15 protein-coding genes and 1 pseudogene are annotated in these 15,150 nt (G+C 46.9%); 6 read left to right on the forward strand and 10 right to left on the reverse strand.

Annotation, left to right across the window (positions count from 1 at the left end; translation table 11 throughout):
• Window positions 1-40: 40 nt before the first annotated feature.
• Window positions 41-265, forward strand: a pseudogene (locus HMPREF9469_RS32955) (IS110 family RNA-guided transposase); the annotation flags it as partial.
• A 156-nt stretch (window positions 266-421) separates the two neighbouring features.
• On the opposite strand, the gene HMPREF9469_RS13130 reads toward HMPREF9469_RS32955, so the two are convergent.
• Entirely contained in the window at window positions 422-1,087 is a 666-nt protein-coding gene (locus tag HMPREF9469_RS13130; protein ID WP_007862648.1) for a hypothetical protein, read from the reverse strand.
• Between the two features lie 307 nt (window positions 1,088-1,394).
• On the opposite strand from HMPREF9469_RS13130, the gene HMPREF9469_RS13135 reads away from it, so the two are divergent.
• Window positions 1,395-2,261, forward strand: a complete 867-nt coding sequence (locus tag HMPREF9469_RS13135) for an AraC family transcriptional regulator (protein WP_007862650.1) — start codon at window positions 1,395-1,397, stop codon at window positions 2,259-2,261.
• A gap of 1 nt (window position 2,262) precedes the next feature.
• A complete protein-coding gene (ilvD, locus tag HMPREF9469_RS13140) occupies window positions 2,263-3,933 on the forward strand; it encodes a dihydroxy-acid dehydratase (RefSeq protein WP_007862652.1) in 1,671 nt (556 codons plus the stop codon).
• Between the two features lie 268 nt (window positions 3,934-4,201).
• Here ilvD and HMPREF9469_RS13145 read toward each other — a convergent pair whose 3' ends face one another.
• The 3 genes from HMPREF9469_RS13145 to HMPREF9469_RS13155 all read right to left on the reverse strand — a co-directional run bounded on the left by HMPREF9469_RS13145 (window position 4,202) and on the right by HMPREF9469_RS13155 (window position 7,407).
• Window positions 4,202-5,029, reverse strand: a complete 828-nt coding sequence (locus HMPREF9469_RS13145; RefSeq protein WP_007862654.1) for an HAD family hydrolase — start codon at window positions 5,027-5,029, stop codon at window positions 4,202-4,204.
• Between the two features lie 10 nt (window positions 5,030-5,039).
• Complete coding sequence (locus HMPREF9469_RS13150; protein ID WP_007862655.1) at window positions 5,040-5,645, reverse strand: sugar O-acetyltransferase; 606 nt, start codon at window positions 5,643-5,645, stop codon at window positions 5,040-5,042.
• Window positions 5,646-5,940: 295 nt separating this feature from the next.
• Window positions 5,941-7,407, reverse strand: coding sequence for a Na+/H+ antiporter NhaC family protein (locus tag HMPREF9469_RS13155; protein WP_007862658.1), 1,467 nt, complete (start codon window positions 7,405-7,407; stop codon window positions 5,941-5,943).
• Window positions 7,408-7,804: 397 nt separating this feature from the next.
• On the opposite strand from HMPREF9469_RS13155, the gene HMPREF9469_RS13160 reads away from it, so the two are divergent.
• Complete coding sequence (locus HMPREF9469_RS13160; RefSeq protein WP_007862659.1) at window positions 7,805-8,380, forward strand: AraC family ligand binding domain-containing protein; 576 nt, start codon at window positions 7,805-7,807, stop codon at window positions 8,378-8,380.
• The gene (locus HMPREF9469_RS34070) at window positions 8,265-8,672 is read left to right on the forward strand and encodes a helix-turn-helix transcriptional regulator (protein WP_082197750.1); all 408 of its coding nucleotides are present in this window, start codon (window positions 8,265-8,267) and stop codon (window positions 8,670-8,672) included. The genes HMPREF9469_RS13160 and HMPREF9469_RS34070 overlap by 116 nt, the downstream gene beginning before the upstream one ends.
• Window positions 8,673-8,780: 108 nt before the next feature.
• Here the strand turns inward: HMPREF9469_RS34070 and HMPREF9469_RS13170 are convergent, their stop codons facing one another.
• Both HMPREF9469_RS13170 and HMPREF9469_RS13175 read right to left on the reverse strand, forming a co-directional pair.
• Complete coding sequence (locus HMPREF9469_RS13170) at window positions 8,781-9,959, reverse strand: mandelate racemase/muconate lactonizing enzyme family protein (RefSeq protein ID WP_007862661.1); 1,179 nt, start codon at window positions 9,957-9,959, stop codon at window positions 8,781-8,783.
• An 11-nt stretch (window positions 9,960-9,970) separates the two neighbouring features.
• Window positions 9,971-11,209, reverse strand: coding sequence for an ABC transporter substrate-binding protein (locus HMPREF9469_RS13175; RefSeq protein WP_007862663.1), 1,239 nt, complete (start codon window positions 11,207-11,209; stop codon window positions 9,971-9,973).
• A 261-nt stretch (window positions 11,210-11,470) separates the two neighbouring features.
• Between HMPREF9469_RS13175 and HMPREF9469_RS13180 the strand changes: the two genes are divergently transcribed.
• The gene (locus HMPREF9469_RS13180; RefSeq protein ID WP_007862665.1) at window positions 11,471-12,391 is read left to right on the forward strand and encodes an AraC family transcriptional regulator; all 921 of its coding nucleotides are present in this window, start codon (window positions 11,471-11,473) and stop codon (window positions 12,389-12,391) included.
• 24 nt (window positions 12,392-12,415) lie between these two features.
• Here the strand turns inward: HMPREF9469_RS13180 and HMPREF9469_RS13185 are convergent, their stop codons facing one another.
• From HMPREF9469_RS13185 to HMPREF9469_RS13200, 4 genes are read right to left on the reverse strand one after another with little or no spacing between them, the layout of a single operon-like run.
• Window positions 12,416-12,649 (reverse strand): hypothetical protein, encoded by a 234-nt coding sequence (locus HMPREF9469_RS13185; RefSeq protein WP_007862667.1) that lies wholly within the window; start codon window positions 12,647-12,649, stop codon window positions 12,416-12,418.
• A gap of 40 nt (window positions 12,650-12,689) precedes the next feature.
• Entirely contained in the window at window positions 12,690-13,397 is a 708-nt protein-coding gene (locus HMPREF9469_RS13190; protein WP_007862668.1) for an ABC transporter ATP-binding protein, read from the reverse strand.
• 3 nt (window positions 13,398-13,400) lie between these two features.
• The gene (locus HMPREF9469_RS13195; protein ID WP_007862669.1) at window positions 13,401-14,171 is read right to left on the reverse strand and encodes an ABC transporter ATP-binding protein; all 771 of its coding nucleotides are present in this window, start codon (window positions 14,169-14,171) and stop codon (window positions 13,401-13,403) included.
• On the reverse strand, window positions 14,168-15,148 hold the full coding sequence (locus tag HMPREF9469_RS13200; RefSeq protein ID WP_007862670.1) for a branched-chain amino acid ABC transporter permease: 981 nt from the start codon (window positions 15,146-15,148) through the stop codon (window positions 14,168-14,170). Before HMPREF9469_RS13200 ends, HMPREF9469_RS13195 begins: the two co-directional genes overlap by 4 nt.
• Between the last annotated feature and the right edge of the window lie 2 nt (window positions 15,149-15,150).

Genomic DNA, 15,150 nt, shown 5'->3' on the forward strand with positions numbered 1-15,150 from the left:
GGTGTGAACGATTCCGGGGGATTATTCTCAGAAGAGTGTGCATGTTTCCAAGCATGGCTCACCCGCTTTACGCAAAACACTGTACCAGGTCATGGATGTTCTAATTAAAACCAAACCGGATGATCCCGTTTATCTATTCATGGACAAGAAGCGCGCACAAGGTAAACCTTACTATGTTTACATGACCGCAGGTGCCAATAAATTTTTACGTATTTACTATGGGCGAGTGAAAGAATATCTTGCTTCTCTTCCGGCATCGGAATAACCAACACGTAAAACCTGTTTTTAGACCGGCATATCCTGGCGGTCTTATTTTGATACCCACTTTTCAACCTGTATAAATTTTTCAATGTTCTTTAAAATTTAGCTTGACTTTTTATTTGCAGGCTTATTTTTTATGTTTTGTTTCATAGGTTCCTACTCATTTCAACAGGCCCAGGACATATTCCAGATTCTGGCGGAAATTGCCGTCCCCAACAAATTTCTTGGCAAACAGAGCGCTTCCCATTGTGAACGTCCATGGGTTCATTTTCAGAACCTCTGCAACCCTCTCATCGCTTCCAATGCTGCCTGCCAGGATAACGGGCTTCTTTGCCTTTGCTATGTATTCTGCCGACAGGGCAGCCGGATCGCCGTCCACATACCTGTAACCCAGCAGATCAGTTCCCATGCAGCCTTTTTCAGCAAACATTGCTTCCTGGTCCAGCATCTCCTGTACAGTTCCCTGCAGAATGCTTGGGTTCTGTGTTACTGTACCTGCAAATGGGCAATACTTTAAATCTGTTGTCTTAATATACTCAAACACGCTGTCATAAAAGATGGTTCCTACCAGATAATCAAATCCGCACTCCACTGCCAGCTTGGCGCCGCGCATACACTCGGCCTCGGTGTAGCTTACCACTTCCAGGAATGTGGTCTTTCCGTTGTCCTTCATGCACTGTGTCAGTTCCTTCATCTTATCCGGTTCCATGCCGTGATCCTTAAATCCCCAATACTTAACCGGAAGGTCCTTGCACGCCAGGAATGTTTCCATTGCATCCGGCACCGTTACATCATTGTGTGTTAACATAACTATTAATTCTGACATCTTCATCTTCTCCTTTTCGCTTTTCTGTTTGTTGTAGTTATCTTGTTGCAATTATTGCTTTTGCTTAGCACGCACTAATCATAATCCAACCTTTCATTATTTGTCGATTAAGTATATTGCCGCTGGTATTACATTTTTTGCCTTCCTGGTATTTGCTGATTTATCAAGGCTCCTCCACATATACTTCCTTGCTTTTTACATTACATATCTTGCTTTTTACATATATATCAATTGAGTGGGGATTTTTTTTGTGATATGATTCTATATAACAATTATTGCTTTTACCAAAAGAAGGGGGCATGAATCAATGGAGGCTGTTTTTCTATCCAAAACAGATGTTTATAATGGGAACTATTCCATCACCAAACGTGACGCTACCCATGAATTTTCAAAAGAAATGCATTACCACGACTTTTACGAGATGCAGTTTTACCTCTGCGAGTCCGAGGACGGAAAGATAGGGGAAATTACCATGAACGGCAAAACCAGGGAGCTGACTCAGGGATGTATGGTCCTGATCAATATGTTTGATGTGCATCAGATCAACATTACCTGCAAGGTTCCATATACACGCTACTGTATTTCCTTTGATTCCAGTCTGCTGCTTTTTGCATGTTCCAATGCATCCAATCTGTTCAACATCTTTTCACACTGCGCTGACGTAAAATACTCCCAGCCTCTGACCCCGGCACAGATTGCTACCTTTGTGAGCATTTACAATAAGCACGAACATTTAACCGTCAGACACGGGCGGGATATCATGGAGAAATCCCTGATCCTGGAAATTTTTGCCCATATCTACGACATTTTCTATGACGGGCAGGAAATCAGTGCCACGGACTCCAGAAGCCTTGCCGTCATCACGGAGCTGATCAATTACATAGACGCCAACATTGCCGGGGACCTTTCCCTGGAACGGCTTGCAGAGCATGTGAATTTCAGCGCCTTTCACCTGAGCCGTATGTTCAAACGGTATACAGGCACCACCCTGAACAAGTACATCATTACCAAACGGATCGACAAAGCCAAGCTGTCACTGAAAAGCCAGGTTCCCATCACTACGGTCAGTAAGGAAGTTGGCTTTAACAACTACAATCATTTTTACAGGACCTTTAAAAATGTAACAGGCATCAATCCTGCCAAATACAAGGAGATCATGGAAAAGGAGAAATAATATGAAAGACTTTAACCAGAAATACTTTACAGGCGACTCCGCTGCGCATTCCCGCTCAGTGTACAAGGGAAGCGGGTATGACCCCCAGGACCTGAACCGCCCCCACATCGGGATTGCCAACACCTTCAGCGAAAATTCCGCAGGCCACGCCCATCTGAGGGAGTTGGCTGCTGCTGTGAAAAGCGCTATATGGCAGGCAGGCGGCGTTCCCTTTGAGTTCGGACTCCCCTCCACCTGCGCCGAGGTTGCCATTGGCACGGATACCATGTGTATGGACCTGGCCATGCGTGACATTGTGGCATCCGGCATTGAGATTGTGAGCAGTGTCCAGCATTTTGACGGACTGGTTCTTTTATCCGGCTGTGATAACATTGTCCCCGGCACCCTTCTGGCAGCTGCCAGACTGGACATCCCGGCCATCTGCTGTACCGGCGGACCCATGCTCTCCGGCCGTCTGGACGGCAAACAGTTCCTGCAGTGCGATGTCACCGAGTTCTCATATGGACAGATCTCAAAAGGAACCGCAAGCAGGGAAGCCATCCTAAAAGCGGAGTGCAGTGCCTGCCCGTCCATGGGTGCCTGTTCCTCCATGGGAACAGCCAACACCATGCAGATCCTGGCCGAGGCCCTGGGAATGACCCTTCCCGGTGCATCCACCATCCCTGCCGTATTCACAGACAAGATCATCAGCTGTAAGCAGATCGGACGCAGGATCGTGGATATGGTCCACGAGAATCTGGTCCCCTCCCGGATCATCACCAGGGAAGCCATTGAAAATGCAATCTACATGGATCTGGCCATCGGCGGTTCCACCAACGCGGTCCTCCACCTTCTGGCCCTGGCCAATGAGCTGAATATTGAATTGTCCTTACAGGATTTTGAGAGACTGAGCCGCACCACGCCATGTATTGCAAATGTGCGCCCCAGCGGAGTCTACGCAGTGGACGACCTGTTCTATTCCGGCGGTGTGCCTGCCATCTTTAAGCAGCTGGAATCCATTGTCCACAAGGAATGCCTGAATGTCAGCGGCCAGACCCTGGGCGAGATCCTGAGTACTGTCCCATCCGAACCTGATGACGTGATCCGCTCCCTGGACAATCCGATCGTAAAGGACGGCGGGCTTGCGATCCTGTCAGGAAACCTGGCCCTCAACGGCTGTGTTGTGCGCTCCTCCACAGTCAAGGAGAGCATGCATCATTTCCGTGGTACGGCCAAGGTATTTTCCAGCGACAGCGAGGCACATGACGCCATTATCCAGGAAAAGGTACGGCCCGGTGATATTATCGTGGTCCGATACTGCGGCCCCGTGGGCGCGCCCGGAATGGTGGAGATCATGGAAGCCACCGAGGCCATCATCAACCTTGGCCTGGACGAAAGCGTTGCGCTGATCACAGACGGAAGGTTCTCCGGCTTCTGCCACGGTCCCATCATCGGACATGTATCGCCTGAGGCGGCCATTGGCGGAACCATCGCCCTGGTAGAGGATGGGGATCTGATCGATATTGATATCCCGGGGCGCTCCCTGACCCTGCTGGTGTCTGATGAGGAGCTGGAAAAGAGACAAAAAGATCTGGTCTTTCCGGAACCGAACATTAAAAAAGGATTTATGCGCACCTATGCCAAGAACTGTCTGCCTCCGGAAAAGGGAGCAGCCATGCAGATGTGGGATTAAATAAGGGATTGGCAAAAACAGCCCAGGCAATATTCCTAAATGGAATCATTGCCTGGGCTGTTTTTGATACTTCTTATATGGATACCCTCATCGGACAAGGGTATAAATACTAAAAGTCAGGTGCCGGCTCAGATGGCGGCACAGGCAGGGTTGAGCAAGGGCTGATAAGACCCTGGGGTAGCTCGGGCATAGGAATGGATTGAGTGGACCATTCTTTGATGGAGGGTTCCCTGCCTGTGCCGTCCATCTGAACCAGCACCTTTTTATTTTATATTCCCAGTTCTCTTCTGAGGAACTTTGCAACGCCGTCATGGTCGCAGTCTTCCAGTACATCCGTCACTGCCTGCTTCACCACCTCCAGCGCATTGGCCGGCGCATAGCTTCTGTCAGCGATCTCGATCATTGGCATGTCGTTATGGTTATCCCCAAACACCACCAGCTGGCCGCATCCCAGCATGTCCTTCAGTCTTAAAAGGGCATGGCGCTTGCTGGCCTTGTGGCTGAACACCTCAAGACAGTAAAGTCCATTATAGATATTCAGGTAACAGGTATAGTGGATTCCCCGGACCTGGTCAAGGCTTTTGCAGATGGGTTCTAATTCCTGCTCCGTGCCTGTGAGGGCAAAGTAGACCACATCCCCCTGTTCCATCTCTTTTCTGAAATCATCGGTCCGGTACACACGCTCACAGCTCTCCAAGGCCCTTTTGCTGTAATACTGCTCCTGGGCTTTTAAGGAATCATCACCGTAGCAGATGCTGATCTGTTCATCATGGAACAGATACATGAAACAGGATTTTTTATTTTCCTCAAATGCTCCTATTACTTCCCGTGCCGCATCCCTTTCTATCTTCTCTGCGTGAAGGTATTTCTTTGTGTTAAAGTCATAGATAAACACGCCGTTTGTCAGGATAGCCGGGGTCTGAAGGTTCAATTGTTTCAGTCTGTAATCACAACCATAAGGCATTCTTGCGGTGGCAACAGAGAACAGCATTCCGGCCTCAATACACCGGTTGATGATCCCGGCCGTGTAATCCGTCACTTCCTTTTTGCTGTTCAGCAGAGTTCCGTCCAGATCTGATATATATAATGTCTTCATGACCATCCTCCTAATACTTCTTTAATATGTCAAAATAGTCTGTTTTCTCATCTTCCGTAATAGGGCGTATCACCTTACAGGGTACGCCTGCCGCAACCACATTGGCCGGAATGTCCCTGGTTATAACACTGCCGGCGCCTATAATGGTGTTATCGCCTATGGTAATCCCATGATCCATGTGCACGCCGCCTCCCACCCATACATGATTGCCTATTTTTACTGGTTTTGCAAAGCAGGCTCCTGCTGCCCTCTCAGCAGCGTTGTAAGCATGTCTGGCCGTATAGATGGATACACGGGGTCCAAACAGCACATGATCCCCTATTTCAATGGGACCCGGGTCCAACAGAATGCAGTCAAAGTTGGCATAGAAATTCTTTCCCACCGATATATTAAATCCAAATTCACAGCGGAAGCCAGGCTCAAAAAAAGCATGCTCTCCCACGTTCTTTAACAGTTTTTTTAGTATAGGTTCCCGGATTTCCGGCGCCTGCCCATAGCTGGCATTGTATTCATTGGTCAGCTCGACCGCAGTTCTCCTTGCTTCCACCAGTTCCGGGGTTAAGTCATTATACATCTTTCCCTGTAAGATCCGCTGCTTCTGCTCCTCAAACGTCATCTTCCTACTCCTCCTCATGTCAAGTTACCCTCAGTAGACAAGGGAACACACGGTTTTGTACCACAGATTTGCGATTCTGCGGCTTTACTGTCGCTGGGCGTACGCCGACTGATGTTAACGCAGCCAGCCGCCAAAAGACGGCAGTTGGGGCGTGTGTGCCCTTATCCACTGAGGGTATGTTATCTAAAGTATAAATTGGTTCTGTTATTTTTCCTATTACATTTCTTGCTCGAATGATGACATTTACAATAACCTGCCTTTTCTCTTAGGATCGACAACTTTAAGGACGCATTGGCTATTCCTGAGTCATAAAATACTCTTCCGTATATCCAAGACGTTGAATTTCCATCTTCTGGTCATATTTTCTGCCAATACCGGTGATGGCGCAGATCAGGTATACAAGGCCGATTATAATTCCGTAAACCCCTCCCAAAGCCAGGGATGCCGGTGATGTGACAACAGGGCACCACCCATATACAGAGTTGGCAATGATGGAGGTGGCACAGAATGTAAGGGCCGGGCCGCCCCAGGGCATGGTGTAGCTGAATGCTGCCTGGACCGCGTCTGAGAAATTGGCGATCCTGTAGTGGGAAAGGTGGTACTTGTTTGCAATCTTCAGCATAATAGGTCCGGCAACGATCTGCGATGTAATATTATTACATAATCCAAGTGCCGAAACCGCAATACAGCACCAGCAGACAATCTCTGCCCCAACCTTTGTTTTGACAAACCTTCTCTCTATCTTTTCCAGCAAGGCTGCCAGAGCACCGGACACCTGCATGATGTGAGCCAGGGCAAACACCAGGAAAATGAGAACGATCATGCCGTACCAGCCTGAAATGGCATCAGTAATGGCCCCTCCCACGGTTCCGTTCACTGTATCAACGGCAACCAGTAAATTCCAGTCAAACAATCCGGTGGCAAGACCAAGAATGATCGCTACAATCCCGCCATAGGTCAGGGCCTCGATCAGCGTCTTACCCTTCATGGCCAAAAATACAATCAATGCTGCCGGAATCAGCATGATCAGACCTTCCGGGGAAGCCTGTGCTACGATTCCCTGATATGCCTCTTCCGAGATCTCAACAGCTCCGGAGGACAAAAGCCCTCCTCCTGTTACAATAGCCAGAGTGATCAAACCTGCTACAATGGTATAAGGCATACGGTTTTTAACCAGTCCGGGAACATCCACTCCCATGGTTGTAGCCGCAGTAATGGTGGTATCTGAAATAGGCGCCAGGTTATCCCCGAAACCGCCGCCGCTGATAATGGCAGCCGCCATCCAAAACGGGCTTGCCCCCAGGGCAACTCCGGCCGGATAAAGGAGTACGGTCATTGCCGCCACGGTTCCGCTGCCAGTGCCTGTTGCGGTCGAATACATGCTGGCGAGGATAAAGGTAAATCCCACAAAAAGCCCGCCTGTCAAATGGACATTTAATCCCAGCCAGATCAATCCGTCAACCAGCCCGGATGCCTTGAGAATACCTGCGACAGCAGCAGACCACAGCCAGCAGAAAATGGCTGTTGTCAGCAGGTTTGACGCTGTTCCGCGACAGATCTCATCAAAATATGCCACCGGATCTTTACAAAGCCACATGCCGATGATAATACCCACAATTGCCACGATCCAAAATCCCTCAACGGTTGCAATATTAAAAATCGCCAGGCCAAAGGATCCTAAAATAAATAACAGGAACGGTATTAAACTCATATAAATACCGCCATAAAATGTAAGCTTTTTAGCTTTTAAATCATTGCTCATATTTTTCCTCCATTTTAAATAAAATGATAAGACATTTTTTTGAACATCGGCCGTATGTTCCTTTGCAGAAGTCATCACCTGATTCCAATTAACATCTTGCTTGGTTATGTCTTCAACGTGCTCTTATACTATCACAGGAAAAATGCAATAACAATAGTTAGGGATTCCGACCGCAAAATAAGTAATCAACTAGGCAATATTGGTCAACTATTACTATTTTTTTCTAATTTACGGTAATAAATGTAGCATATTGCCCAATATTCTGCATTCTACTTCTTTTTTCAAATTTATGTTTTCATATATTGCCCTCTTTTTGCTTCAGCCTTTACACAGGTCCGCCGCAAGGCTATAATAATTAGAAGCTAAAAATTGCGCCTGTACAAAAGGAGGAGTGAAAATGGTGGATGTATATCTAAAGAGCGCAAATATCTACCGCGGTGATTACAGCTGTATCTTGTATAGCCGAGATTATGAGTTTACTCCCGGGGGGCATTATCACGATTTTTATGAAGTACAATTTTATCTTCAGGATGCCGGCTCCATTCTGATCGGGGACCAGGAATACCCCCTAAGGGGGGGAGATATTGTGTTTCTCAACATCTTCCAGCCACACTATGTTAAACTTAGGAATGACGGGACCTATTATAAAAGATTCTGTATATCCCTGGACAGTAATTTCCTGTTGCAGGCCTGCACTGAGGAGACAAACCTACTGCAGTTATTCCATTCTGAAAACAACAGATATCCTATTTTAGCTGTGGGAACCGTCCGCTTTAATGAGTACGTATCCCTGCTACTGAAATACGAACAGCTCCCACAGTATTCCGGAAGCGACATTATGCTGCGCTCCATTATCTATGAGATTTTGTCTGACCTGTACCGCGATTTCAATACCCCCCCCCCCATCAATTTTGGACACAACGGACACCCAGACCGCTGCCGTCATCGCAAAATTGATTACTTATATCAGTGAACATATCAATGAGGATTTAAGCCTTGATTTTCTGTCCGAACATTTTTTTTACAGCAAATATCATCTTTGCCGTGTATTCAGAAAATACACCGGTAAAACACTGAATGTATATATCAATGAAAAACGGATCGATACAGCAAAGCAGTATCTGACAACCGACCTTTCAATAAGGGATGTCTGCCGCTGCTCCGGATACCATAACTACAGTTATTTTTATAAGACATTTTTAAAAATCGTTGGCATTGGTCCGTCCGAATACAGACAGGCCTCGCTGGAAGGGCAAAAAAAATAAAAACAGTAAAAGGCGTTTAAATCCCATTTCTGGTTTTTAACGCCTTTTAAATACCTTCTCCCGGTATAAAGTTCTCAAACGGCTGCCGCCATATTACGTCTATATCCGTCAATCCACGGAAAACCGCTTCAGAACTTCCTCATTCACCTCAACTCCAATACCCGGTCCATCCGGAACCTTTACCATTCCGTTTTCCATTCTGACCCTTCCATATACAAGATCGTTTCGGAAAGGATGCTCTGATTTATCAAATTCGATCATCGGCTCCATGGGATTCAGACAAAGAGGGGTTGGCGGAAGGGACGCAATGTACTGCAGGGAAGCTGCCTGACCGATCCCCGACCCCCACACATGGGGGATCACCATGGTATTATATGCCTGAGCCATGGCTGCCACCTTTTTCATCTCGGTGATGCCGCCGCAGGAACACAGTTCCGGCTGCAGGATATCCAGGACATGGCCTGATATCCAGTGTCTGAATCCAATCTTTCCAAAGACATTCTCACCAGCTGCAATATAGGTGGACGTCAAGGTCTTTAACTCCTTGTATCCTTCCAAATCTTCAGGTGGAAGCGGCTCCTCAAAGAAATTCAGCTTTGCGTCCTCAGTCTCCAGGAGAACCCGCCTTGCAGTTCCTGCATTATATGCGCAGTTGGCATCCACCATCATAAGGACATCATCACCCACAGCCTCCCTAACCGTATGGACAAACTTGATATCATCCTTCACATCAAACCCAATGACCAGTTTAAATGCCTTAAACCCGTCTTCCAAATACATCTTCGCCTCATCAATGGAATCCTGATAGGTAAAATTTTCCTTTCTGTAAAATCCGGTGGCATAAGGCTGGATCTCTGTTCTAAAGGCGCCGCCAATAAGCTTATGCACTGGTTTTTGTACTGCTTTTCCAATAATATCCCACAGTGCAATGTCCACTCCGCTCATTGCATTCACGGCAATGCCTCCCTGGCCCACCTGACGGGTCAGATTATACATTTCCTCCCATAAAACTTCCACATCAAAGGGGTCTCTCCCAATTAACAACGGCTTTAACCAGCTGTCGATCGTGATCCTGGCGGGTTCCGGGGGCTGTGTGCCATGGCACATGGATTCTCCCCAGCCCACAATTCCCTCATCTGTCTCAATTTTCACAATCACAGAGCAGCGCTCCTTGATAATCCCATTTCCATATGCGGTGGGATCTGCCAGTGTTTCACGAAGTGCATATGTAATTACATCCCTTATTTTCATTTCTGTTTTAATGCCTCCAACTCTTAATTTTGTCATTTGACCATTTCCTATGGCTCAAAATGCTGGAATGCCCCGTCTTTTACCTGGATAAAATGTGCTTTGCACTTTACATTATCTCCATTTCCGTCAAAAGCAACCTCACCTGTCACGCCGCTGTAATCCGTATTCGCCCGGAGCCACTCCACCAGATCCCGCCCTGTCAGGTCTTTTGCTTCCTTTGACTTTAAGGCTTCCGCCACCACATAGATGGAGTCATAGCATCCTGCCCCCCACTCACCGGGAGCAAAGCCTGACAATTCCTTGTATGCCTCCACAAACCTCTGGACCTGTTCATTCTCCACCGTGGGGTCAAATCCACATACGGAAACAAATCCTTCTGCTGCCTCACCTGCGATTTCAATAAACTGAGGGTTGGACGCCCCTCCCAATGAGAAGATCTGGCCATCATATCCAAGAGAGCGGGCCTGCTTGGTAAAAAGTGCTGCCGGGGAATATTCCGACATAATGATAACACAGTCCGCTCCCTGATTCTTAAAGTTAGTTACATGGGCCGTGTAATCCTTCTCCGTGGTAGGGTTCACACAGGCTGTGGAAATAAACTCCATCCCATATGTATCTTCCAGATAACCTGTACAGTACTCATAAGAAGATACATCCGTGTCGCTAACCGTATAGATGATGGCCGGTTTCTGGAACTTCATTTCATTTACGATCAGGTCACACAGCTGCGCCACATTTGCATTATCCCTGTAACTGACTCGCAGCAAATTCTCAAACCCGTGCTGTGTCAGATGATCCGCTGTATTGATACCTGCGATAACAGGCAAATCCACTGTTTTATATACAGGGTAAGATGCCTGAGTCCCTCCGGAAGACACCGTGGTCATAACAAAACGGTAACCGGGATCTGCAACAATCTTCTCTGCGCAGATGATCGTCTGATTGGGATTCAGCTGGTCATCATACACATCAAACTCCAGATTTTTCCCAAGGATTCCACCGGCTTCATTGATTTCATTTACAGCCAGCTGGATTCCATTCAGCTGCTGCGCTCCCTGGGAAGCCGCATCTCCTGTCATGGGCCCTACCACAGCAAACCGAATGGTCCCTGCTTCCGTTTCCTGTGAAGCGGCTTCCTGCGAGGCTGATCCCTGTACGGCTGATTCTGCTTTTTTTGTAGTTTCTGACTTTTTATCAGACTGCACTGAAGCAGCCTTCTGACATCCTGTGCTGAGTACCATGGCCATAATGAGACATACCGAAACGCTAACAATCGCTTTTTTCATGATTACCTCCCCTTATTTTGTATCATAATTTTGCATCATAAGATTATTGTATTATTACAGCATAACAACAGCGTTAAACCATACGGCTATTCATTGATCCCATACAGGGCACATGCCGGCTTATCCCTGTAATTATTCTGGATTATTTGTTGAATATTACCGTTTCGTCTGATACAATCATTATATCACGAGAAAGGAGAGGCATCACTCGGTGATATCCGCAATTAATTGTACTATATCAGCGAAACATGCCAGTCACTTATGGACTATTATGATACCATCACCCGTGCCCCGCAGATAGGGGTAAACGAACAGCTGGAGGAGATCAGCCTTTCCAGTTCCGACCTCTCTCCTTACAGCATCTTCCTGGATGAATTTAAACAGCATTCACTAACTACCTTTCAAAACCATTGGCACCGCTCACTGCAATTCAGTCTTGTGATTCTGGGGCAGGTCAAATATTCCATGGGCTGCGATGAGTATATACTGAATCCCGGAGAGGGGATCTTTATCAACTCCAATGCACTCCACTGTGTCAACTCACTGGCCAAAGAAGACAGCTGCGCCATCACCCTGCATATGGACCCGTCTCTGATCAGCAGCCAGAGCGATATCCTTCTCTACACCAAATATGTTGCCCCGATCATCAATAATACCCTTTTTAAATGCATCGTGTTGCAGGAGGACTTTGCGTGGAAGTCCCAGGTTCTGGAGTCCCTGCGCCGTATTTTTGATGCGGAAATGCATCGGTGCACAGGGTATGAACTGTTTATCAAATCCCAGTCCTGCTCCATATGGCATCAGATCGTTGCCAATTCTCCCTCTATTCTGGATCAGGTTCAGACAGAAGACTCAATTGACAGCCAGAGAATACGGCTCATGTTGGATTTTATCCATCATTCATACCAACAGAAGATAACCCTGTCTCAACTGTCCCATGTATGCAATATAAGCAAAAGCGAATGCGGGCGGTGTTTTCAGCGCATGCTTAACATACCTCCCTTTGATTATATACTCCACTACCGCATAGAGGTTGCCGCCAGGCTGCTCAGAGATTCACAGACCACCATTTCCGAGATTTCTTATGGGGTGGGGTTCTCTGAGATCAGCTATTTTTATAAGCAGTTCAAACGCATAACCGGCTATACGCCAAAAGAATACCGACTGTTATGCCGGACATAACCAAAACTCAATTCAGCTTTTCATCTAACGGTAAATACAAAATCTCACCAGCTGGTCCATATCCCCGGGATCCGAGGTCAGGATTTCCATCTCCTTAATCTCCCCTCCTGAGAAAAATGTGGCCAGAGACACACATTTGGTCAGCTGTGACTTCAGATTCAGCCTGTCCCCCTCCTCGGTGAGCAGTTCAACCCTGCCCTTACACTTGTCAACCGTCCTAAAAAATCCTTCAATGTCGTCAATCTTATAGAATTTCATGTTTCCCTTCCTCCTCAGACAAAATCTGTTTTTCGTACGCTTAAGCTCCGCCCAGATATGCTTCCTGGATGGCCTTGCTTGCCAGAAGGTTCTCCGCCGTATCGGAAGCAACCACATTACCGATCTCCAGCACATAACCGTAATCCGCAATTCTCAATGCCTGTTTTGCATTCTGCTCAACCAGCAATATGGATGTGCCCTGGGCATTTACACCTTTAATGATATTAAACACTTCCTGGACAACGATCGGCGCTAATCCCATGGACGGCTCATCCAGCAAAAGCAGCTTGGGCCTTGCCATCAGTGCCCGGCAGATAACAAGCATCTGCTGTTCTCCGCCGGAAAGGGAACCGGCCGGCTGGTTGCGTCTCTCCCTCAGCCTGGGGAAGGTGTTAAAATGATTTTCAATATCAGCCTCCACCCCGTTGTCCTTTCTTGTAAATGCTCCCATTTTCAAATTTTCATAAACCGTTTGATTCTGGAATACTTTTCTTCCCTCCGGGCACTGGGAGATACCCAGGGTCACGATCTTGTCAGCTTCCATTCCTCCAATCTCCCTGCCGTCCAGCGTAATACTTCCTGCCGCAGGTTTTAGGAGTCCTGAAATTGTCTTTAGCAGAGTACTTTTTCCCGCTCCGTTTGAACCGATCAGGGTTGTCAGCTTTCCGTCTTCCGCTGTAAAGGATATTCCTCTCAGCGCTGAAATCTCACCGTATTTTACAACTAAATCTTTTACCTCCAGAGCCATATGCTATTCCTCCTCACTATTTCCCAGATAGGCTTCGATTACCTGAGGATCATTCTGCACGGCCACAGGCTCGCCCAATGTCAGCAGCTGGCCAAAATTCAGGACGGCAATCCTGTGACAGAGACTCATCATGAATTTCATATTATGTTCAATTACCAGCACGGCCGGACCCTGTTTTCGTATCTCCTGGATCAGCATCATCAGTTCCATGGTTTCCTGCTGGTTCATACCTGCTGTAGGCTCATCCAGCAAAAGGAGTTTAGGTTCACTGGCCAGCGCCCTTGCGATCTCTACAAGACGCTGTGTACCGTATGGAAGGTTTCCGGCTGTCTCATCTGCGAATCTTTCAATCTTTAAAAACCGCAGTATTTCCATGGCCTTTTCAGACGCCTGTTTTTCAGCCTCTTTCTGTTTTTTGTTGTTCATGCAAATGGAAAAGAGATCTGTATGGACGTTTTTGTGCATCCCCACGGCTACATTTTCAAGGACCGTCATTTTTGAAAATACCCGGATATTCTGAAATGTCCTTGCAAGTCCCTCCAAAGCATAGTCGGTTGTCTTTTTTCCGGTCATGTCTTTTCCGTTAAAATACACCTTGCCTGAACTTGGCATGGAAAAGCCTGAAACCGCATTAAAAAGTGTTGTTTTTCCAGCGCCATTAGGCCCGATCAATCCAAAGATCTCATCCTCATAGATTTCCAGGGAAACATCGGAAAGCGCTTTTAGTCCGGAGAAATTTTTGGAAACATTTTCAATCTTTAATATTTCTTTCATTCTTTCTTTTCCCCTTTCCTGAGTTTTACATATGCCATGATCTGATCCCTGATTCCGTTCACACCAAACAATCCATTGGGTGCAAACAGCATGAGGATAACCATCAAAGCGCCCATGAACAGGAGACGGAAATTGTAGAAGGATCTGGAGATTTCGGGCAGTACAGTGAGGATCACGGTTCCCACAATGGATCCGGGAAGGCTGCCCAGGCCGCCTAAGATGGGCATCTGGAGCATGATCAGGGACTCATCTATGGTATAATTGGTGGGCGATGCAAACATTGTATAATGGACAAGTGCGGCGCCTGCGATCCCTGTAAAAAAGGATGCCACTGCAAAGTTGATCATTTTATATTTCGCAACGTCAATCCCTGCATAAGCGGCAGCAATGGGGTCATCCCGCAATGCCATAAACGCTCTTCCCATTTTGGACCGCGTGATCCTGCGGATCACAATGTAACAAAGAATCAGCAGAACAAAATTAAAATAAAACATGGACTGATGGGTTGCAAATGTATATCCAAATAATTTAGGCCGTTCCGCCACAAAACCAAAGGCTCCGCCTGTCACCTTGATCCAGTTTTGAAGAATCAGCCGAACGATCTCACTGAATCCAATGGTGATTAATGTCAGATAGTCAAAGGAGGAGTACCTGCACAACATTCCCAACAGCAGCCCTAATAAACAGGCAAACAGTCCGCCGCCAATAAAGCTGATAATAAAGGGAACTCCCAGCCTGCTCATCATAATAGCTGAAAAATATCCGCCGATCCCGGCAAACGCCGATCTTCCAAAATCCAGCTGCCCTGAAAAGCCAACGATCAGGTTGATGGAAAGGGCAATGATGGAATAGATCATAACATTGTTGATCACTTTTAACGCATATGTATTTTTAACAAATAACGGGATTGTACAAACTACAATCAGGAATACCAATAAAACAGAATTTTTCCGTTTCAGTATGCTGTCCATTTTCATAT

Origin of the sequence: [Clostridium] citroniae WAL-17108 (genome assembly GCF_000233455.1) — a bacterium.
GTDB classification, from domain to species: domain Bacteria; phylum Bacillota; class Clostridia; order Lachnospirales; family Lachnospiraceae; genus Enterocloster; species Enterocloster citroniae.